At 73.7% G+C, this 20,207-nt stretch carries 12 protein-coding genes; 3 read left to right on the plus strand and 9 right to left on the minus strand.

What is annotated here, in order from left to right; genetic code table 11:
- Positions 1-154 precede the first annotated feature (154 nt).
- Both ACFYXV_RS02765 and ACFYXV_RS02770 read right to left on the minus strand, forming a co-directional pair.
- Positions 155-490: a hypothetical protein gene (locus ACFYXV_RS02765; protein WP_099889589.1), complete on the minus strand. Its 336-nt coding sequence runs from the start codon at positions 488-490 to the stop codon at positions 155-157.
- Positions 491-658: 168 nt separating this feature from the next.
- A complete protein-coding gene (locus ACFYXV_RS02770; protein ID WP_385465058.1) occupies positions 659-2,821 on the minus strand; it encodes an ATP-dependent DNA helicase UvrD2 in 2,163 nt (720 codons plus the stop codon).
- A gap of 200 nt (positions 2,822-3,021) precedes the next feature.
- On the opposite strand from ACFYXV_RS02770, the gene ACFYXV_RS02775 reads away from it, so the two are divergent.
- Positions 3,022-3,282 carry a mycoredoxin gene (locus tag ACFYXV_RS02775; RefSeq protein ID WP_030153502.1) on the plus strand — a complete coding sequence of 87 codons (261 nt, stop codon included), beginning with the start codon at positions 3,022-3,024 and terminating at the stop codon, positions 3,280-3,282.
- A 71-nt stretch (positions 3,283-3,353) separates the two neighbouring features.
- Here ACFYXV_RS02775 and nudC read toward each other — a convergent pair whose 3' ends face one another.
- The 5 genes from nudC to ACFYXV_RS02800 form a co-directional block, all read right to left on the minus strand.
- Entirely contained in the window at positions 3,354-4,295 is a 942-nt protein-coding gene (nudC, locus tag ACFYXV_RS02780; RefSeq protein ID WP_383339931.1) for an NAD(+) diphosphatase, read from the minus strand.
- Between the two features lie 109 nt (positions 4,296-4,404).
- Entirely contained in the window at positions 4,405-5,820 is a 1,416-nt protein-coding gene (locus tag ACFYXV_RS02785) for a dipeptidase (RefSeq protein WP_385465054.1), read from the minus strand.
- 10 nt (positions 5,821-5,830) lie between these two features.
- On the minus strand, positions 5,831-9,307 hold the full coding sequence (locus ACFYXV_RS02790) for a UvrD-helicase domain-containing protein (protein WP_389381870.1): 3,477 nt from the start codon (positions 9,305-9,307) through the stop codon (positions 5,831-5,833).
- Positions 9,308-9,389: 82 nt separating this feature from the next.
- Positions 9,390-12,797 carry an ATP-dependent helicase gene (locus tag ACFYXV_RS02795; RefSeq protein WP_389382109.1) on the minus strand — a complete coding sequence of 1,136 codons (3,408 nt, stop codon included), beginning with the start codon at positions 12,795-12,797 and terminating at the stop codon, positions 9,390-9,392.
- A 213-nt stretch (positions 12,798-13,010) separates the two neighbouring features.
- The gene (locus ACFYXV_RS02800) at positions 13,011-13,367 is read right to left on the minus strand and encodes an MGMT family protein (RefSeq protein ID WP_385465234.1); all 357 of its coding nucleotides are present in this window, start codon (positions 13,365-13,367) and stop codon (positions 13,011-13,013) included.
- A gap of 110 nt (positions 13,368-13,477) precedes the next feature.
- On the opposite strand from ACFYXV_RS02800, the gene ACFYXV_RS02805 reads away from it, so the two are divergent.
- Positions 13,478-16,408 (plus strand): flippase-like domain-containing protein, encoded by a 2,931-nt coding sequence (locus ACFYXV_RS02805; RefSeq protein WP_389381871.1) that lies wholly within the window; start codon positions 13,478-13,480, stop codon positions 16,406-16,408.
- Here ACFYXV_RS02805 and ACFYXV_RS02810 read toward each other — a convergent pair.
- Positions 16,405-17,010: a YwiC-like family protein gene (locus tag ACFYXV_RS02810; RefSeq protein WP_389382110.1), complete on the minus strand. Its 606-nt coding sequence runs from the start codon at positions 17,008-17,010 to the stop codon at positions 16,405-16,407. The two genes, ACFYXV_RS02805 and ACFYXV_RS02810, sit on opposite strands and share 4 nt — an antisense overlap.
- A gap of 402 nt (positions 17,011-17,412) precedes the next feature.
- On the opposite strand from ACFYXV_RS02810, the gene ACFYXV_RS02815 reads away from it, so the two are divergent.
- The gene (locus ACFYXV_RS02815; protein WP_385465042.1) at positions 17,413-18,993 is read left to right on the plus strand and encodes an alpha/beta hydrolase; all 1,581 of its coding nucleotides are present in this window, start codon (positions 17,413-17,415) and stop codon (positions 18,991-18,993) included.
- A 33-nt stretch (positions 18,994-19,026) separates the two neighbouring features.
- On the opposite strand, the gene moeZ is transcribed toward ACFYXV_RS02815, so the two are convergent.
- Positions 19,027-20,205 carry an adenylyltransferase/sulfurtransferase MoeZ gene (gene moeZ, locus ACFYXV_RS02820; protein WP_383339970.1) on the minus strand — a complete coding sequence of 393 codons (1,179 nt, stop codon included), beginning with the start codon at positions 20,203-20,205 and terminating at the stop codon, positions 19,027-19,029.
- Between the last annotated feature and the right edge of the window lie 2 nt (positions 20,206-20,207).

Consider the following 20,207-nt stretch of genomic DNA (forward strand, 5'->3'; position numbering starts at 1 on the left):
TCGTTCCGGCCGGGTTCGGCCGGGGGCGGCTGGTACCTGGTCTTGCCAGTCCCGAGGCTCCTTCGTGCCGTCGTCCCCTGGTCGGGGACAAACAGAAGGGCCGCGGATCCCGGTTGGGGTTCCGCGGCCCTGAAGGCGCCGGCCTGATCTCGGATCAGGCTGGATCACTCCAGGGTTCGAGCCCGCGGAAGGCCCACATCAGGTGGTGCTGCTGCTTCGTCTGCTTCGTCTGGACTCCGGCACCGGCTGCGGCAGCGAAGCCATAGGCGCCATGCGCCTGGGCTTCCACTACTGCCACCGATGCCTGGGTCGGTCGCTCATTCCGCTCGCTCGCCAGGAGCGCGGAGGGCGCGGCCAGCAGGGCGCGGCTGTCAGCGGAAATCGCGGACAGACCGGTACCCAGGAGCGGGAGGAGCGAGGAGGAGCCGAGCGTGCAGGAAGCGGCGACCGAGCGATCGGTCATTTTGGTGGTGGTGATGAAGCTGGTCACTGGTCTCGCCTCCTCTCGGCGTCTCGGGGACGGTGGCCCGGGGGCCTGTCCCATACGTATTCGGATAAGTACAGCACGGATCCGGAGCTTCGGAGAAGCCACCGTTTCCGTTGCTAAGAACCTATGGGGATTCGCCGGGCATGTGCAAACTATTTTTCCGACGAGTTTCTACGCGTCGCCGGCATCCGCGGCCCCAGGCTCCTGACCTGCACAGATGGCCAGGACATCGGCTCCGTACCGGTCGAGCTTGCGGCGGCCGACTCCAGAGATCATCGAGAGCTCGCCCTCCTCGGACGGCTGGGCCTCGGCGATCGCCACGAGCGTCTTGTCCGTGAACACGCAGTACGCGGGCAGTCCCTGCTCCTGCGCCTGCCCCGCGCGCCACTCCCGCAGCCGCTCGTAGAGGCCTTCGTCCATGTCGGACGGGCAGTCCTCGCACCGCATCAGTTTCAGCTCGCCGGCCTCGGTCAGGGTCTTGCCGCAGACCCGGCACAGCGTCGGCCCGCGGTGCCGCTTGCGGGCCCCCCTCTCGGCCGGGGCGCCCGGCCGGCTTCCCGGGGCCGCAGAGCCCGGCCGCAGGCCGTTCAGGAAACGGCTGGGGCGTCGGGAGGCCCGGCCGCCCGGAGCCCGCGAGAGGGCCCAGGAGAGCGTCAGGTGCAGCCGCGCCCGCGTGACGCCGACATAGAGCAGCCGGCGCTCCTCCTCCACCTGCTCGTCGGTCTTGGCGTACGTGATCGGCAGCATGCCGTCGGTGAGCCCGGCCAGGAACACGGCGTCCCACTCCAGGCCCTTGGCGGCGTGCAGCGAGGCGAGGGTGACGCCCTGCACGGTGGGGGCGTGCTGGGCGGCCCTGCGCTCGTCCAGCTCGACGGTCAGGTCCGCCAGGGTGGCGCCCGGCCGGCCGCGGGCGAAGTCCTCCGCGAGGCGGACCAGGGCGGCCACCGACTCCCACTGGTCGCGGACGGCCCCGGACCCGGCCGGCGGCTCGGTGGTCCAGCCGGTGGAGCTGAGCACCGCCCGGACCTGGGATCCGAGCTCGACGACGTCGTCGAGCAGCGGGTCGTTGCCCCCGGAGCGGGCGGCGCCGCGCAGGGCGAGGATCGCCTTCTGCACCTCGGCGCGCTCGAAGAAGCGCTCGGCGCCGCGCAGCTGGTACGGGACGCCGGCGTCGGCGAGGGCCTGCTCGTAGACCTCGGACTGGGCGTTGATGCGGTAGAGCACGGCGATCTCGCCGGCCGGGACGCCCGCCGCGATCAGGTCCCGGATGCGCAGGGCGACGCCCTCGGCCTCGGCGGGCTCGTCCGGGTACTCGGCGTAGACCGGGTCGGGGCCGGGCTCGCGCTGGGAGAGCAGCTCCAGGCGGTGCTCGGCGGCGCGGCCCTTGGCCTGGGCGAGGAGCCCGTTGGCGAGGTGGACCACCTGGGGGGTGGAGCGGTAGTCGCGGACCAGCTTGACCAGGGTGGCCTGCGGATAGCGGGTGCGGAAGTTCAGCAGGTGGTCCGGGGTGGCTCCGGTGAAGGAGTAGATGGTCTGGCTGGCGTCGCCGACGACGCAGAGGCTGTCGCGCTCGCCGAGCCACAGGTCGAGCAGCCGCTGCTGGAGCGGGCTGACGTCCTGGTACTCGTCCACCACGAAGTGCTGGTACTGGGTGCGGATCTGCTCGGCGATGTCGTGGCGGTCCTGGAGGATTCCGACCGTGAGCAGCAGCACGTCCTCGAAGTCGATCATTCCGCGGTCGCGCTTGAGCTGTTCGTACGTCCCGTAGATCTGGGCGATCTCCGCCATGTCCCGGGGGGCTTCGCGCCCCGCCTTCAGGGCGGCCGCCGGGTAGTCGGAGGGCACGGTCTGGGTGACCTTCGCCCATTCGATCTCGCCGGTGACATCGCGCAGCTCGCCCCGGTCGAGGCGGATGCGGCAGCGGGCGCCGGCCTCGGCGACGAACTGGATCTTGCGCTCCAGGAGCCGGGGCACCTCGCCGCCGATCGCCCTGGGCCAGAAGTACTGGAGCTGGCGCAGGGCGGCGGAGTGGAAGGTACGCGCCTGCACCCCGCCCGCGCCGAGGGAGCGCAGGCGGCCGCGCATCTCGCCGGCTGCGCGGTTGGTGAAGGTGACGGCCAGCACGCTGGCCGGCATCAGCTGGCCGGAGCGGACCCCGTAGGCGATCCGGTGGGTGATCGCCCGGGTCTTGCCCGTGCCCGCGCCCGCCAGCACGCACACCGGCCCGCGCAGGGTCGTCGCGACCTCGCGCTGCTCCGGGTCCAGGCCCAGGAGCACCGCGTCGGCCGATTCCGCGCCGGCGGGGAAGGAGGTGAGGTGCGTTGCTGATGTCACCCCGCCATGCTGCCAGGTCTCCAGGGACGGAAGGGAAAGCCGTCCACAGGTGCGCGTGATCGTCGTATGGACGTACTTGACGTACGCGGCGCAGGTGACGTACTCGGGCGCCCCGGCCCCGCCGCGGGTACGGGAATGGCCCCGGGGTCCCGTACGTTCGAGTACTCGGACCACCCAGACCCCACAGAGGAGAGCGCAGCATGCAGGACACGGGTTCCGTCACGATGTACAGCACGACCTGGTGCGGCTACTGCCGCCGGCTGAAGACCCAGCTGGACCGGGAAGGCATCGCGTACAACGAGATCAACATCGAGCTGGACCCGGAGTCCGCGGCGTTCGTCGAGAAGGCGAACGGCGGCAACCAGACGGTCCCGACCGTGCTCGTGAAGTCCGCCGCCGGCGCCGAGTCGGTCATGACGAACCCGAGCCTGGCCCAGGTCAAGCAGGCCCTCGCCGTCTGAGCCGCCCGCCGGCGCACCGCGTGAACAGAAAGGCCCCCGCCGCGGCGGGGGCCTTCCGCGTGTGAGAAGCCTTACGCGACCGGGCGCGGCAGCGGCTCCCCGTACCAGCGCTCGACCAGCCGGGCCGCGATGGAGATCCCCGACGGGGGCACCATCTCGCCCGATTCGAACGCGGCGCGCAGTTCCTCGCGGGAGAACCAGCGGGCCTCCTGGATCTCCTCGCCGTCGACGGTGATCTCGGTGGTCGTGGCGCGCGCCGTGAAGCCGAGCATCAGGCTGTACGGGAACGGCCAGGGCTGGCTGGCGACGTACTCGACCTCGCCGACCCTGATGCCCGCCTCCTCCCACACCTCGCGCACGACCGACTGTTCGATCGACTCGCCCGGCTCCACGAACCCGGCGAGCGTCGAGAAGCGGCCCTCCGGCCAGTGGACCTGGCGGCCCAGCAGCGCACGGTCGTGTTCGTCGGTGACCAGCATGATCACCGCCGGATCGGTGCGCGGGTAGTGCTCGGCGCCGCAGCCCGGGCAGCGGCGGATGTGCCCGGCGGCCGCGACCACGGTGCGCTCGCCGCAGCGCGAGCAGAAGCGGTGCATCCGCTGCCAGTTCTCCAGGGCCACGGCGTGCACCATCAGCCCGGCGTCGCGCGGGGACAGCAGCAGTCCGGCCTCGCGCAGGCCGGCCGGGCGGGCCGACTGGTCCATGCGGCCGGGCAGGGAGTCCTTCTGGAGCGCGAAGTACCGTACGCCGTCGTCGTCGGTGCCCAGGAAGTAGCGGTGCGTCTCGGTGACCGGGGCCTCGAAGGCCGGGGTCATGACGATGCCGGTCCCGCCGTCGGGGGTGTCGTCGATCAGGACCTGGCCGCCGGAGACCACGAAGACGCGGGTCGTCGGGTGGCTCCAGGCGGCCGCGAGCCAGGCCTCGTCGAGGCGGTGGTGCGCGGCCCGGTCGATTCCGCTGGGCGCGGCGAGCGAGATCGGGTGCTCGGTATGGGTGCTCACAGGTACTTCCAACTCCCCCGGTGGTGGGACAGGCAGGCTCGGTGACTCGGTACGTGTGGTGCGTGGTGCGTGGTGTTTGGTGCGTGGTGCGTGGTGCCGGTGCGCGGCGCCGCTGCGTGCGTCAGGCGGGCTTCCCGCGGGAGGCGGCCAGGTCGCCCCACAGGTAGGCGGCCGTCTCGACTCCCTTGAGGAGCAGGTCCAGCTCGACCTTCTCGTTGGGCGAGTGCCAGCCGTCGGACGGCACGGAGATGCCGAGGAACAGGACGGGCGCCTCCAGTACGTCCTGGAGGTCGGCCGCCGGTCCGGAGCCGCCCTCGCGGGTGAAGCGGACCTTCTCGCCGAACGCCCGGCCCATGGCCCGTACGACCGACTGCAGCGCCGGGTGGTCCAGCGGGGTCAGGCAGGGCCGGGTGGGGGCGCCGAAGACGACGGAGTGCCGGATCCCGTCCGGGACCTGCGCCGCCACCCAGTCCCGGACGGCCGCCTCGACCTCGTACGGATCCTGCCCGGACACCAGGCGGAACGACAGCTTCAGGTGGGCGGAGGCGGGCACGATGGTCTTGCCGCCGGGGCCCTGGTAGCCGCCGCCGATGCCGTTGACCTCGGCGGTCGGGCGGGCCCAGACCCGCTCCAGGGTGGAGTAGCCCTTCTCGCCGGCGGCCGCGTGCGATTTGGCCGTGCGCAGCCATTCGCCCTCGTCGAACGGCAGCTCGGCGATCAGCGCCCGCTCCTCGTCCGTCAGCTCGGCGATGTTGTCGTAGAAACCGGGGATCGTGACCCGCTCGTCGGCGTCGTGCAGCGCCGCGACCAGGCGGGCGGCGACGGTGGCCGGATTGGGCACGGCCCCGCCGAAGGCGCCCGAGTGGATGTCCTGGTCGGGTCCGTGCAGGTCGATCTCGCAGTCGGCGACGCCCCGCATGCCGGTGCAGACGGTGGGGGTGGTCTCGGACCACATGCCGGTGTCGGAGACGATCACGACGTCGGCGGCGAGGCGCCGCGCCTCGCGCTCGACGAGGGCCCGGAAGTTCGGCGAGCCGGACTCCTCCTCGCCCTCGATGAGCAGCTTGAGGTGGACGGCCGGGGCCTCGGCGCCGGTGGCGGCGAGGTGGGCCCGTACCCCGAGGGTGTGGAAGAAGACCTGGCCCTTGTCGTCGGCGGCGCCGCGCGCGTACATGCGGCCGTCCCGGATCACGGGCTCGAAGGGGTCGGTGTGCCAGCCGTCGGCGACGGCGGCGGGCTGCACGTCGTGGTGACCGTAGACGAGGACGGTCGGGGCGTCCGGCTCCGCGCTCGGCCACTCGGCGAAGACGGCGGGCGCGCCGGCGGTCGGCCAGACCTCCGTGACCGGGAAGCCGGTCTCCTTGAGCTTGGCGGCGAGCCACTCGGCGCTGCGGCGTACGTCGTCCGCGTGCTCGGGCTGGGCCGAGACGGAGGGGATGCGCAGCCACTCGGCGAGGTCTTCGAGGAAGGCGGCGCGGTGGGTGTCGATGTACGTGCGGACGGTGCGGACGACGCTGTCCGCCGGGGTTTCGCTCATGCCCACGAGCCTAACTGTCGGGGTGCCGGTCACTGTCCGTGTCCGTTTTGCCTTGGAGGATCCGCTCAAGACGGTCGCGGCCGGGGAGGCCGCGGGGGCGGATCACGCGGCCGCTGCGGACGTGGAGGAAGGCGGCGGCGACCCGGTCGAGGGGCGTGCCGGTGGCTTCCGCCCAGGCCAGGCGGTACACGGCGAGCTGGAGCGGATCGGCTTCGGTGGTGCGGCCGGTCTTCCAGTCGACGATCTCGTACGAGCCGTCCTCGTTCCGGTACACGGCGTCGATCCGGCCGCGGATGACGCGGCCGGCGAGGGTGAGCTGGACGGGCGCCTCCATCCGGTACGGGGTGCGGTCGGCGTACTCGCTGCGCTCGAAGGCGGCCTTGAGGGAGTCGAGGTCGGCCTCGTCGACGATGTCCTGGTCGGAGCCGGGCAGCTCGGTCGCGGGGTCGAGGACGTCGAGGAGCGGCAGCGGGAGCTCGTCGAAGCGGGACTCGACCCAGGCGTGGAAGCGCGTGCCCTGGCGCGCCGCGGGTTGCGGGGGCTTCGGCATCGGGCGGGCGAGGTCGCGGGCGAAGCCCTGCTCGTCGGCGGCGAGGCGCAGGAGCTGGCTGGCGGAGAGGGCGGGCGGCAGCTCCACGTCGCGCACCGCGACGCGGGTGCGCCGCAGCTCGCCCTCCAGGGCGTCGAGGTCCCGGTCCCAGGACGCGATGGCCCGGGCCTCCTCGGGGGTGGGGCCGGCCCGGAGCGCTCCGGCCGTCGGACCGGGCTCGCCCTCCTCGGCCCAGGGGTCCTCGGGCCACGGGTCTTCGCCCCACGGGTCTTCGGCCCAGGGCTCCTCGGCCCGGAGGCCCTCGCCGCTGCGGGGGTGCGGGACGGTCGCCGCGTCCGCCGCCCAGAGGTCGCCGCCGTCCGGCTCCTCGGCGTACGACGGGTCCTCGCAGTGCGGGGGCCAGAGGTGGGCCTCCGGGGCCGGGGCCGGCCCGGGAGCGGCCAGGTGCGCTTCGACCAGGGCCGCCGCCTCCCGGCGCAGTCTCAGGGACTCCGGGTCCAGGGGGAGGGGCCAGGACCGGTCCGGGGTGGACTCCGTGGCGAGGGACGGGTTCTCCGCGTCGGGGTCCGGTTCCTGTGCCCAGGCTTCGATCTCCCCGTTGCCCGCCGCGCAGTGGTCGTGGAGGGAGGACAGGAACGGCGAAGGGCCCCGGCGCTTCTTCTGCGTCGGGCCCCACCAGTGCCCCGAGGCCAGGAGCAGCGAGCGCGGCCGGGTGAAGGTCACGTAGCCCAGGCGGAGTTCCTCGACCGCCTTGTGCTCCTTCAGGGAGGACTTGAAGGCCTTCAGGCCCGCCGAGGTCCACGCGGGGCCCTGCGGAAGGGTGGCCGCGTCGCCGCGCAGGGCGTACGGCAGGACCTTCGCGTACGAGGTCCACGGCTCCGGCGCCCTCTCCTTCGGGAAGGAGCCCGCGCACAGGTCCGGGACCACCACCACGTCCCACTCCAGCCCCTTGGACTTGTGGGCGGTGAGCACCTTCACCGTGTTCTCCCCGCCGGGCAGGGCGTGGTCCAGGCCCTTCTCGTACTGGACGGCCGTGCGCAGGAAGCCGAGGAAGGCCAGCAGGGACGCCTCGCCGTCCAGGGAGGCGAAGCCGGCCGCCACGTCCAGGAATCCGGAGAGCGATTCGCGGCGCCGGGCCGCCAGCGCGTGCGGCGAAGCCGACAGCTCCACCTCCAGGCCGGTCGCGGCCAGCACCCGGTGCAGTACGTCCATCAGCGGGTCCGCGAGCGAGCGCCGCAGGTCTCGCAGCTCCTGGGCCAGGTGCGCGAAGCGGACCCGTGCCTCGGCGGAGAACGGGAGGTCGTCCGAGGCGGCCGAGGATCCGTCCAGGAACGTCTCCAGCGCGTCCGCCAGCGAGACGACCTCCGCCGGGTCCACGCCCTCCACCGCCGCCGCGAGGCGCTCGTCGGGATCCACTTCGCCCGGCGCACGGCCGATCAGCTGCCGCGCCCGGCGCCCCAGCAGGGCCAGGTCGCGCGCGCCGATCCGCCAGCGCGGGCCGATCAGCAGCCGGACCAGCGAGGCGTTGGCGCCCGGGTCCTGGAGCACCTCGCAGACCGCGACCAGGTCCGCGACCTCCGGCAGGTGCAGCAGCCCGGACAGCCCGACGACCTCCACCGGCACGTCCCGGGCCACCAGGACGGCCTGGATCTGCGCGAAGTCCCGGGCCGAGCGGCACAGCACCGCGATCTCGCGCGGCTCCGTCCCCGTACGGACCAGGTGCGCGACCGAGTCCGCGAGCCACTCCAGCTCCTCGGCGTGCGTGTCCAGCAGCGCGCAGCGGACGGAGCCGGCCCGCTCCTCCCCCGGCGCCGCGCGCAGCGCCTCGACGCCCTCGTGCATCGAGCGCAGCGGCGCGGCCAGCTCGTTGGCCAGGTCGAGGAGGCGGCCGCCGCTGCGCCGGTTCTCGCTCAGCGAGAACCGGGTCGCCGGGCGTCCGTCGGCGTGCGGGAAGTGCTCGGGGAAGTCGTCCAGGTTGGCCACGGACGCGCCGCGCCAGCCGTAGATCGCCTGGCAGGGGTCGCCGACGGCGGTCACCGCGTGCCCGCTGCCGCCGCCGAACAGGCCGGACAGCAGCAGCCGCTGGGCCACGGAGGTGTCCTGGTACTCGTCGAGCAGGACCACCTTGAACTCCTCGCGCAGTAGCTCCCCCACCTCGGGCCGGGTGGTGGCGAGCTGCGCGCAGAGGGCTATCTGATCGCTGAAGTCGAGCAGGTCGCGGGAGCGTTTGGCGGTGCGGTAGCGCTCGGTCAGCTCCAGCAGTTCGAGGCGGCCGCGCACGGCCTCGGGGACCTTGCGCAGGTCTTCGTTGGTGAGCTTCGTGCCCGCGAGGACGTCGAGGAGCTCCGTGTCGTACGCGCGCAGCGCCTCCGGGGTGACCAGGTGCTCGGAGAGCTCTCCGTCGAGCGCGAGCAGGTCGCTGACCAGGTCGGGGACGGATTTGGTGAGCGCCGGGTACGGGCCCGGGGCCTCGCGGAGCACGCGCGCGGCCAGCTGGAAGCGGGTGGCGTCGGCGAGGAGGCGGGCGCTGGGCTCCAGGCCGATGCGCAGGCCGTGGTCCTTCAGGAGCTGCCCGGCGAAGGCGTGGTACGTGGAGATGCGCGGCTCGCCGCCGGCCGCGTCGGGATCGGCCGGCGAAGGGTCCGGATCCGTGATGCCGGCCCGCGCGAGGGCCTTTCGTACGCGCTCGGCGAGCTCGGCGGCCGCCTTGTTGGTGAAGGTCAGGCCGAGGACCTGCTCGGGGGCGACCGCTCCGGTGCCCACCAGCCAGACGACGCGGGCGGCCATGACGGTGGTCTTGCCGGAGCCGGCGCCGGCCACGATGACCTGGGGGGCGGCGGGGGCGGTGATGCAGGCCAGCTGTTCGGGCGTGAAGGGGATGCCGAGGAGCTCCTTGAGCTGCTCGGGGTCGGTGAGGACGGACGGACGCGCGGACACGTGAAGAGGCTAGCCCGACCCACCGACACTCCCGGACGCCGTCTCACCGGCCGGTCGGTCGCCGACCAGTGAGCGGAACGGTTCACTCCACCGTCTGGCGGCCCTCCGGGCGGGCGCTGCACGCACTGCGGAAGGAACAGTGGTCGCAGTGCTTGCCGGTGGCGGGCGCGAAGCGCTCGTCCAGGACCCGGCCGGCCGCGGTGGCGAGGAGGTCGCCGACCCATGCGCCGTCCGGCGGCTGCTGCGCCTGGATCCTGGGCACCGCGTCCCCGCCGTCCCGCTGGGCAGCGCCCTGGCGCAGCTGCACCAGTTCGGCGCCGCCCGCCTCGGGGCGCACCCCGTCGAAGACCTCGTCGACGGCTCCTTCGCGTACGGCGAGCTGGTACACGGCGAGCTGGGGGTGCCGGGCGACCTCGTCCTTCGTCGGGGCGCCCTTGCCGGTCTTGAAGTCGACGACGTACGCACGGCCCTGCGGGTCGGCCTCGACGCGGTCCATGGAGCCGCGGATGCGGACGGCGTACTCGCCCGCTTCGAGGGTGACGTCGAAGTCGTGCTCGGTGGCCACGGCCTCCCGGCCGCCGCGGTCGGTGGTGTGCCAGCGCAGGAAGCGCTCCAGGGCGGCGCGGGCGTTGTCCTTCTCCTGGCGGGATTTCCAGGGGGCGTCGAAGGCGAGGGCGTCCCAGACGGAGTCGAGGCGCTCCATCAGGACGGCGAGGTCGGCGGGGGTGCGGCCGGAGGCGACCTCGTCGGCGAGGACGTGGACGACGTTGCCGAAGCCCTGGGCGGCGGTGGAGGGGGCGTCGGCCTTGACCTCGCGGCCGAGGAACCACTGGAGGGAGCAGGTGTTGGCGAGCTGGTCCAGGGCGGAGCCGGAGAGGGCGACGGGCCGCTCGCGGTCGCGGAGCGGGACGCTGCTGCGGGTGGGCTCGTACAGCCCCCACCAGCGCTGCGGGTGCGCGGCGGGGACCAGCGGGCGGTCGTCCTCGTCGGTGAGCGAGGCGAGGCGGGCGAGGCGGCGGGCGGCGGCCTCGCGGAGCGCGGGCGAGGCGTCGGGGTCGACGGTCGTGGCGCGCAGTTCGGCGACGAGCGCGGGGACGGCGAGGGGGCGGCGGGGGCGGCCGGTGACGTCCTTCGGGGTGACCCCGAGCTCGGTGAGGAAGCGGGAGGGCTGGTCGCCGTCCTCGGCGGGGGCCTTGACGGCGGTGACGACGAGGCGGTCGCGGGCGCGGGTGGCGGCGACGTAGAAGAGCCTGCGCTCCTCCGCCAGGAGTGCGCCGGGGGTGAGGGGTTCGGCGAGGCCGTCCCGGCCGATGCGGTCGGCTTCGAGGAGGGAGCCGCGGCGGCGCAGGTCGGGCCAGAGCCCTTCCTGAACGCCGGCGACGACGACGAGGCGCCACTCCAGGCCCTTGGAGCGGTGGGCGGTCATGAGGCGGACGGCTTCGGTGCGGGTGGCCTTGCCGGTCAGGGTGTCCCCGGCGATGTCCTCCGCTTCGAGCTGTTCGAGGAAGTTGAGGGCGCCGCGGCCGCCGGTGCGGTCCTCGGCGCGTGCGGCGGTGTCGAAGAGCGCGCAGACGGCGTCGAGGTCGCGGTCGGCGTTGCGGCCGGCCGCGCCGCCGCGGCGGGCCCGGCGTTCCAGGCGGTCGGGCCAGGAGGTGCCGTCCCACAGGGTCCACAGGGCCTCTTCGGCGGTGCCGCCGCCCTGGAGGAGCTCGCGGGCCTTGCGCAGGAGCAGCCCGAGGCGCTGCGCCCCGCGGGCGTAGGCGGGGTCGTGGGCGGTGAGCCGTTCGGGCTCGGCGAGGGCGCGGGCGAGCAGGACGTCGGAGGGGGCCGGCACCTTGATGCCGGCGGCCCGCTCCTCGTCGCGCAGGGCCCGCCCGAGGCGGCGCAGGTCCGCGGCGTCCATGCCGCCGAGCGGCGAGCCGAGCAGCGTGAGCGCCGCCTCGACGCCGATCCACCCCGCGTCGTGCCGGTCGCCCGCGGCGGGCTCGGACGCGGGCTCGGACGCGGGTCCGGACACGTGCTCGGACGCGGATCCGGACACGGGCTCGGACACGGGCTCGGACGTGGGCTCGGCCTCCGGGTCCTCGGCCTCCCGAACCTCCGCCTCCACGTCCTCGGCGGCCGGGGCCGTCTCCTCGGCGGCCGCCCCGGCCGGGGTGGCGGCGGTGCGCAGGGCGGTCAGGAGGGGGCCCGTCGCCGGTTCGTGGCGCAGCGGGGTGTCCGTGCCGTCCGTCTCCGCCGGGACCCCCGCCGAGATCAGGGCGCGGCGCATCGCCGGGAGGGTACGGCCGCCGGAGCGGACCAGGACGGCCATGTCCTGCCACGGCACGCCGTCCTCCAGGTGGGCGCGGCGCAGGATGTCGGCGATGTTGTCCAGCTCGGCCCCGGCCGTGGGGTACGTGAACACCTCGACCCCGCCGCCCTCGCGCACGGGGGTCAGCCCGCGGTGCGCGCGGACCGCCGCCGCGGGCAGGCGCGGGACCGGCATGCGGGTGGTCAGCAGCCGGGTGGCCGCCAGGAGGTTCGCCCCCGAGCGGCGGCCGACGGTCAGGGCCCGCACCGCCGCGCCGGGGAAGGAGCTCTCGAAGTCCAGGATGTTGTTGATGTCGGCGCCGCGGAAGGCGTAGATCGACTGGTCGGGATCGCCGAAGGCGACCAGCGTGCCCGCCGGTCCGGCCAGGGCCCGCAGCAGCCGCAGCTGGGAGGCGTCCGTGTCCTGGTACTCGTCCACGTAGATCACGTCGTAGGACAGGGAGAGGGACGGGGTGCGCTCCGCGAGCAGGACGGCCCGGTGGACGAGCTCCGCGTAGTCCAGCGTGCCCTGCATGTCCAGGACGTCGAGGTACTCCGACAGGAAGGCCGCCGCCGCCTTCCAGTCCGGGCGGCCCAGCCGGGTCGCGAACGCGTCCAGCGCCGCCGGGCCGAGGCCCAGCTCGCGCGCGCGGGCGAGCACCGCGCGGACCTCGTCCGCGAAGCCGCGCGTGGTGAGCGCGGCCCGCAGGTCGTCCGGCCAGCGGATGGAGCGGATCCGGCGCTGGCCGTCCAGGAGGGTGCGGACCATCACGTCCTGCTCCGGGCCCGACAGCAGCCGCAGCGGATCCGCGAACAGGTCGGTGTCCTGGTGGGCGCGGACCAGTCCGTAGCAGAAGGAGTGGAAGGTGGTGGCCTGCGGGGCGCGCGCCCCGCCGAGCCGCAGGGCGGCCCGGTCGCGCAGTTCCACCGCCGCCTTGCGGCTGAAGGTGAGGATGAGGATCCGGGCCGGGTCGGTCCCGGCCTCGACCCGGGCCGCGGCCGCCTCGACCAGCGTGGTCGTCTTCCCGGTTCCGGGTCCGGCCAGCACGAGAAGCGGGCCGCCGGTGTGTTCAACCACCGCCCGCTGCGCTGCGTCCAGAACAGGGGGATCCACCCGCTGCGGCCCGGTGCGCACGAGGCGGTACGCGTCGGGGGTCCGCGTACGCCGCCGCTCGGAGCGGTCGGATGGAGAGGTGATCACGTGGGGTGCCGGTCCAGGTCCTGGTGTGTCTGCGGTTGCTGCGGCCGCCGCGGATGCCGCGGTCACCGCCGCGCCTGCCGAAGCCGAAGAGGCAACGCTACGGCAACCGCCGTGTCCGGCGCAGTTCCCCGAGGTCGCGGCTCGGGGGCCCCGGGCCGTCGCCCGTACGGGCGCAGGGCCGCCCGCCCCGGCCCCGCATGGCCGAAGCTGTCAGATGTGACCCTCGTCCCGTGCGGCGCGCTGCTCCCGCCCGTCCCAGCGCGCCCGCGGCATGTTCAGCCGGGCCTCGCCACCGGCGGTCAGGCGCAGCGGAGTGGCCTCCGCGCGGTAGTGCTCCAGGGCCCGGACCTCGCTGCCGGGCAGCGGCCGGCCGTCCGCCCGGACCACGCGCCACCAGGGCACGGCTCCCCCGTACAGGGCCATCACGCGCCCGACTTGGCGCGGTCCGCCCTCGCCGAGCCATTCGGCGACGTCCCCGTACGTCATCACCCGGCCGGGCGGAATCCGCTCGGCCGCCTCCAGCACCCGCTCCGCGTACTCGGGCAGCTCTTCGCTCATTCCGCCCATGGTGCCGTACATCACGGACCGGTTCCCGGAAGGTTTCCTTCCGTACCGGCACGCACCCTGATGCCCCGCCCGCACGTCGGTCCGTGCCACCATCTTCCGGGCGGTGACTGGTGATACGTGATCAAGAAGAGACGGAAGTGACGACGAAGGAGCAGGGTGTGAGCCCTCCGGACGGCGCGGCTGAGGACGACGGCACGCGCCCAGACCCGTACCCCGGGACCACGCCCGGGGCCGGGGGCGCACCCGAGCCCGAGCCGGGGACCGAACCCGGGACCGGAGCCCGGGCCGGGGCCACCGGCGAGCCCCGGGCGCGGGCCGGGTCCGCGGCCGCGGGCACGCCCCGGCGGGGACCCTCGGCCGAGTCCGAGTCCGAGTCCAAGGCCGAGGCCGAGGCCGACGGGCCGCACGGGCGCGCCTCCGCGTCCGCCGACCAGGTCGAGGTCGACGAGCCTCTGCTCGCCGCCCGCGTGCACCGCCCCTCCGACCTCGTGCGCCTGCTCGTCGGCGTCCTCGGCATCGCCGTCGTCCTCGCCATCGCCGCCTTCGCCCACCGCACCACCGCAGGCCTCGAAGCCGACATCTCCCAGGGCACCGGCGCCGCTCCCGATCTGCTGATCAAGGTCGCCGGGCTGGTGTCCAGCATCGCCGTGCTGCTCGTCCCCGTGGCCTTCGCCATCGAACGGCTGATCAAACGGGACGGGCTGCGCATCGCCGACGGCGTGCTCGCCGCCGTCCTGGCGCACGGCGTCACCCTGGCCACCGACCTGTGGGTCTCCCAGGCCGCCTCCGGCACCATCCAGGAGGCCCTCACCCGTCAGACCACGGTCGGCGGCCCCCTCACCGACCCGGTGCACGGCTACCTCGCGCCGGTCATCGCGTACATGACCGCCGTCGGCATGACCCGCCGGCCCCGCTGGCGGGTCGCGCTGTGGGTGGTCCTGCTGCTGGACGCCTTCGCGATGCTGGTCAGCGGGTACACCACCCCGTTCTCGATCATGCTGACCGTGCTGATCGGCTGGAGCGTCGCGTACGGAACCCTGTACGCCGTCGGCTCGCCGAACGTCCGCCCCACCGGGCAGACGCTCCTCGCCGGCCTGCGCCGCGTCGGCTTCAAGCCGGTCAGCGCCATGCGCGCGGAGCACCCGGACGGGGCCGACGCCTCGGAGGTCAGCGACCGCGGCCGGCGCTACCACGTCACCCTGGAGGACGGCCCGCCGCTCGACGTCACCGTCGTCGACCGCGAGCAGCAGGCGCACGGGTTCTTCTACCGGGTCTGGCGCCGGCTCACCCTGCGCGGCATCACGACGCGGCGCAGCCTCCAGTCGCTGCGCCAGGCGCTGGAGCAGGAGGCGCTCCTCGCGTACGCGGCCATCGCGGCCGGGGCGAACGCGCCGAAGCTGATCGCCACCTCCGAGCTCGGTCCGGACGCCGTGATGCTCGTGTACGAGCACCTGGACGGCCGGCCCCTCGACGCGCTGTGCGACGAGGAGATCACCGACGACCTGACCCGCAGCACGTGGAAACAGGTGCGTGCCCTCCAGTCGCGGCGGATCGCCCACCGGCGGCTGACCGGCGACGCCCTCGTGGTGGATCGTTCCGGCAATGTCGTCCTCACCGACCTGCGCGGCGGCGAGATCGCGGCCGGGGACCTGGTGCTGCGCATGGACATCGCGCAGCTGCTGACCACGCTCGGCCTGCGGATCGGCGCGGAGCGGTCGGTGGCCTCGGCGGTGTCGGTGCTCGGCCCCGACGCGGTGGCGGACTGCCTGCCGCTGCTCCAGCCGATCGCGCTGAGCCGCTCCACGCGGGCCACGCTGCGCAGGCTGGCCCGGGAGCGGGCCGACCGGCAGCGGGAGGCCGTACTGGAGTCCTCGCGGGCGGCGAAGGCGGCGCGCGAGGCGGCCGCGGAGGAGGCGAAGCCGGACCGGGGCGCGGGGAAGTCCGGCAAGGCCGGGGCCAAGTCGGCGGCGGCCACGGCCGCGGAGAAGAAGGCCGAGAAGAAGGCGCTGGACGATGCCCTGGACGGGGCCCGCGAGGAGGATCTGCTGAGCCAGATCCGCCAGCAGGTGCTGCTGATCCGCCCGCAGGCGCCGGTGGAGCCGGCCCGGCTGGAGCGGATCCGCCCGCGCACCCTGGTGTCGTTCATCGCGGGCGCGTTCGGCGCCTACTTCCTGCTCACGCAGCTGGCCCACGTGGATTTCGCGACGGTCGTCGGCGAGGCGCAGTGGGGCTGGGTGGGGGCCGCGCTGGCCTTCTCGGCGCTGACCTACTTCGCGGCGGCGATGAGCCTGCTGGGCTTCGTGCCGGAGCGGGTGTCGTTCCTGCGGACGGTGGTGGCGCAGGTCGCGGGGTCGTTCGTGAAGCTGGTGGCGCCGGCGGCGGTCGGCGGTGTCGCCCTGAACACGCGGTTCCTCCAGCGGGCCGGGATCCGGCCGGGGCTGGCGGTGGCGAGCGTGGGCGCCTCGCAGCTGTTCGGTCTGGCGAGCCACGTCCTGCTGCTGCTGGCCTTCGGCTATCTGACCGGCACCGAGAAGACCCCGGAGATGACGCCGTCCCGTACGGTCATCGCCGGTCTGCTGACGGTGGCGGTGCTGGTGCTGGTGGTGACGGCGGTGCCGTTCCTGCGGAAGTTCGTGGCGACGCGGGTGCGGGCGCTGTTCGCCGGTGTGGTGCCGCGCATGCTGGACGTGCTCCAGCGGCCCCAGAAGCTGATGACGGGCATCGGCGGCATGCTGCTGCTGACCGGCTGCTTCGTGATGTGCCTGGACGCCTCGATCCGGGCGTTCGGCGGCGGCCAGGCCATCAGCTACGCGAGCATCGCGGTGGTGTTCCTGGCGGGCAACGCGCTGGGCTCGGCCGCGCCGACGCCGGGCGGCATCGGCGCGGTGGAGACCACGCTGACGCTGGGTCTGATCGCGGCGGGGCTGGAGAAGGAGGTCGCCATCTCGGCGGTGCTCCTGTTCCGCCTGATGACGTTCTGGCTGCCGGTCCTGCCGGGCTGGCTGTCCTTCAACTACCTGACCCGGAAAGAGGCCATCTAGGGCGGGGTCGAGCAGGCGATCTCGATCGCACCCACCACCGGGGGCCTCAGGGCCCGGTCCGGGAGGGCGGCCGCCCGGGCCAGGTAGACCGCGAAGGGGATCGCCAGCCAGGGCGAGAGGCAGGCGGCCGCAGCCGGCGCGGCCGCGTGGCAGGCCACCGAACCCCGCCGGTACGCCGGGGAGTTCCGCTCCCGGATCATCGTCTTCACGTACGGCACCGTGCCCGCGAAGTACAGCAGGCAGGCCAGTGCCGGGCGCCAGGCCGACGCGGCGGGCATCCCGCCCAGCCCCGCGGCGACCAGCAGCATCCCGCATGCCGGGACCACCGCCACCAGGCCGTTGGCCAGTGCCCGCTCGCGGCCGCGCCACGCGTACCAGGTGTTCACCGCGAGGAAGGGCGCCGCCGCGGCGGCCGCGAGCACCAGCCACGGGTGCGCCACCGCCAGCGGTGTGCCGAGCGCGGCGCAGGCGGCCCCGAGGACCAGCGCCGGGCACACGTACCGCGCCGCCGCGTCCGGCCGGCGGCGGACCACCCGGCGCAGCCGCAGCCACTGCTGCCCGTGGAAGACGGCGGCGTACCCGAACAGCCAGGCCGCGAACAGCGCCGCGTGCGCCCACCCCGGACGGGGGGGGCGAGCAGGGTCCCCGCAGGTGTTCGGCGACCAGACGGACGTCCCCGAGTCCGGCGACTGGTGGGACGCCGCCTACCTCGTGATGTGGGGCTCGAACGTCCCCGTGACCCGGACCCCGGACGCCCACTGGATGGCCGAGGCCCGCCACCGCGCCGGGCCTCGCGGTCTGCGGGGCGGCGTACGAGGGCGTGGGGGTGGCCGCCTGCGTGGCCACGGCCCGCAAGGCGGCCCACCACCTCCTCACCCGCCCCCGACGGCGGCGCGGCGAACCCTTGCGAGGCCGTCCCGAGCCCTGCCGGGCCGCTCGGCGCCCGGCGACCCGAATGGGTCAGCGCGGGGGCGGGGTGGGGGTGGGGGTCGCAGGATGGGGGCATGGGTCGAAACTTGGTGCGGGGTGCCGTGGCCGTCGTCGTCGCTCTCGGGCTGGCCGGGACCGGCGGCTGTTCCGACAGCGGTGAGGGCAAGCCCAAGGCCGGCGGGACTCCGGGGGCGGCGCCCCTGAAGTGGGGGGAGTGCGAGGCTCCGGACGTCGCCGAAGGCGGCGGGCAGGCGCCGCCCAAGGACTGGGAGTGCGCCACGCTCCACGTCCCCCTCGACTACGCCAAGCCCGAGGGCGAGACGATCCCCCTCGCGCTGATCCGGGCCAAGGCCCGGGACAAGAACAACCGGCTCGGCTCGCTCGTGTTCAACTTCGGCGGCCCCGGCGGATCCGGTATCAGCACGCTGCCCGGCGCCGCCAAGGAGTACGAGGCCCTGCGGGAGCGGTACGACCTCGTGAGCTTCGACCCGCGCGGCGTGGGGCGCAGCGCCCCCGTCCTGTGCGAGGACGACAAGCAGCTCGACGCCTACTACGCGCAGGACTCCTCGCCCGAGACGCCCGCGCAGGAGAAGGCGTTCATCGGGAACCTGGAGAAGTACAAGAACGCCTGCAAGGACAAGTCCGGGCACCTGCTGCCCTATGTCGGCACCGAGAACGCCGCCCGCGACCTCGACCGGATCCGCCAGGCCCTCGGCGACGAGAAGCTGAACTACTTCGGGATCTCCTACGGCACCGAGCTCGGCGGGGTCTACGCCCACCTCTTCCCCAAGAACGTCGGGCGGGCCGTCTTCGACGCCGTCGTCGATCCGACGCAGAACTCCGAGGAGGGCGCGCTCGGCCAGGCCAAGGGGTTCCAGCTCGCCCTCGGCAACTTCGCGCAGGACTGCGTGAACCGGGGCGACGAGTGCCGGCTCCAGGGCAGCACCGCCAAGGAGATCGAGGACAACATCATCAAGCTCCAGAAGAGCCTGGCCGCCAAGCCCATCCCCGGCATCGGCGGCCGGATGCTCACCGATTCCTCCGCCACGAACGGCATCGCCCAGGCCCTGTACTCCCAGGAGCTGTGGCCGCTGCTGGAGCAGGGGCTCGACGAGGCCGAGGGCGGGCAGGGGCAGCTGCTGATGGCACTGTCCGACGCGCTCAACGGCCGCGACCAGCAAGGCCGTTACAGCAACATCGGAGCGGCCAACACGGCGATCAACTGCGCCGACTCCAAGGGCCGGTACACGCTGGCGCAGACGAAGGCGAAGCTGCCCGCCTTCCGTGCGGCCTCCCCCGTCTTCGGGGACTTCCTCGGCTGGGCGATGATGAGCTGCACCGACTGGCCCGTCCCGGGCGCCTGGGAGACCCCGGACGTCTCCGCCCCCGGGTCGGCTCCCATCCTGGTGATCGGCAACACCGGCGACCCCGCCACCCCGTACGAGGGCGCCCGCAAGATGGTGGAGCGGCTCGGTCCCGGCGTCGGCGTGGAGCTCACGTACAAGGGCGAGGGGCACGGCGCCTACAACAGCGGCGACAAGTGCGTGCAGGCCGCGGTGAACAGCTACCTGCTGGACGGGAAGGTGCCCCCCGCCGACACCGTCTGCACCAAGGCCGCGCCGAGCGAGGAGGCCCCCACCCCGGCTGCGGGGTGAGGGCCCGGGGCCGCTCAAGCCTGGCTGACCGGCCTAGTAGACCGGCTTCTCGGGCTCGATCTGGTGGACCCAGCCGATCACGCCGCCGCCGACGTGGACGGCGTCCGCGAAGCCTGCGGACTTCAGGACCGCGAGGACTTCCGCACTGCGGACACCCGTCTTGCAGTGCAAGACGATGCGCTTGTCCTGCGGGAGGTCCTGGAGGGCGGTGCCCATCAGGAACTCGCCCTTGGGGATCAGCTTCGCGCCGGGGATCGAGACGATCTCGTACTCGTTCTTCTCGCGGACGTCGATGATCTCGATCGGCTCGTCGCTGTCGATCCACTCCTTGAGCTGCTTCGGAGTGATCGTGGAGCCGAGCGCCGCCTCCTGGGCCTCTTCCGACACGACGCCGCAGAAGGCCTCGTAGTCGATGAGCTCGGTGACCGTCGCGTTCGGACCGCACACCGCGCAGTCGGGGTCCTTGCGGACCTTGACCTGCCGGTACTGCATCTCCAGGGCGTCGTAGATCATCAGGCGGCCGACCAGCGGCTCGCCGACGCCGGTGAGGACCTTGATGGCCTCCGTCACCTGGATCGACCCGATGGACGCGCAGAGCACGCCCAGCACGCCGCCCTCGGCGCAGCTCGGGACCATGCCCGGCGGCGGGGGCTCCGGGTACAGGCAGCGGTAGCACGGCCCGTGCTCGGACCAGAAGACCGAGGCCTGGCCGTCGAAGCGGTAGATCGAGCCCCACACGTACGGCTTGTTCAGCAGGACGCAGGCGTCGTTCACGAGGTAGCGCGTGGCGAAGTTGTCCGTGCCGTCGACGATGAGGTCGTACTGGCTGAAGATCTCCATCACGTTCTCGGCTTCGAGCCGCTCTTCGTGAAGGACCACGTTCACGTACGGGTTGATGCCCAGCACGCTGTCCCGCGCGGACTCGGCCTTGGAACGGCCGATGTCCGACTGGCTGTGGATGATCTGGCGCTGGAGGTTCGACTCGTCGACCTCGTCGAACTCCACGATGCCCAGCGTGCCGACACCGGCCGCGGCCAGGTACATGAGGGCGGGCGAGCCGAGGCCGCCCGCGCCCACGGCCAGCACCTTGGCGTTCTTCAGGCGCTTCTGGCCGTCCATCCCGACATCCGGGATGATCAGGTGGCGGGAGTACCGACGGACCTCGTCAACGGTGAGCTCAGCAGCTGGCTCGACCAGGGGTGGCAGCGACACGG

Origin of the sequence: Streptomyces sp. NPDC002181, assembly GCF_042890485.1 — a bacterium.
GTDB lineage: Bacteria > Actinomycetota > Actinomycetes > Streptomycetales > Streptomycetaceae > Streptomyces.

Excerpts from the sequence above, each read along its gene's own strand:
- ACFYXV_RS02775 (WP_030153502.1), top strand. The coding sequence starts at position 3,022 with ATGCAGGACACGGGTTCCGTCACGATGTACAGCACGACCTGGTGCGGC.
- ACFYXV_RS02785 (WP_385465054.1), bottom strand. The coding sequence starts at position 5,820 with ATGAGCGAAACCCCGGCGGACAGCGTCGTCCGCACCGTCCGCACGTAC.
- ACFYXV_RS02800 (WP_385465234.1), bottom strand. The coding sequence starts at position 13,367 with ATGGGCGGAATGAGCGAAGAGCTGCCCGAGTACGCGGAGCGGGTGCTG.
- ACFYXV_RS02815 (WP_385465042.1), top strand. The coding sequence starts at position 17,413 with ATGGGTCGAAACTTGGTGCGGGGTGCCGTGGCCGTCGTCGTCGCTCTC.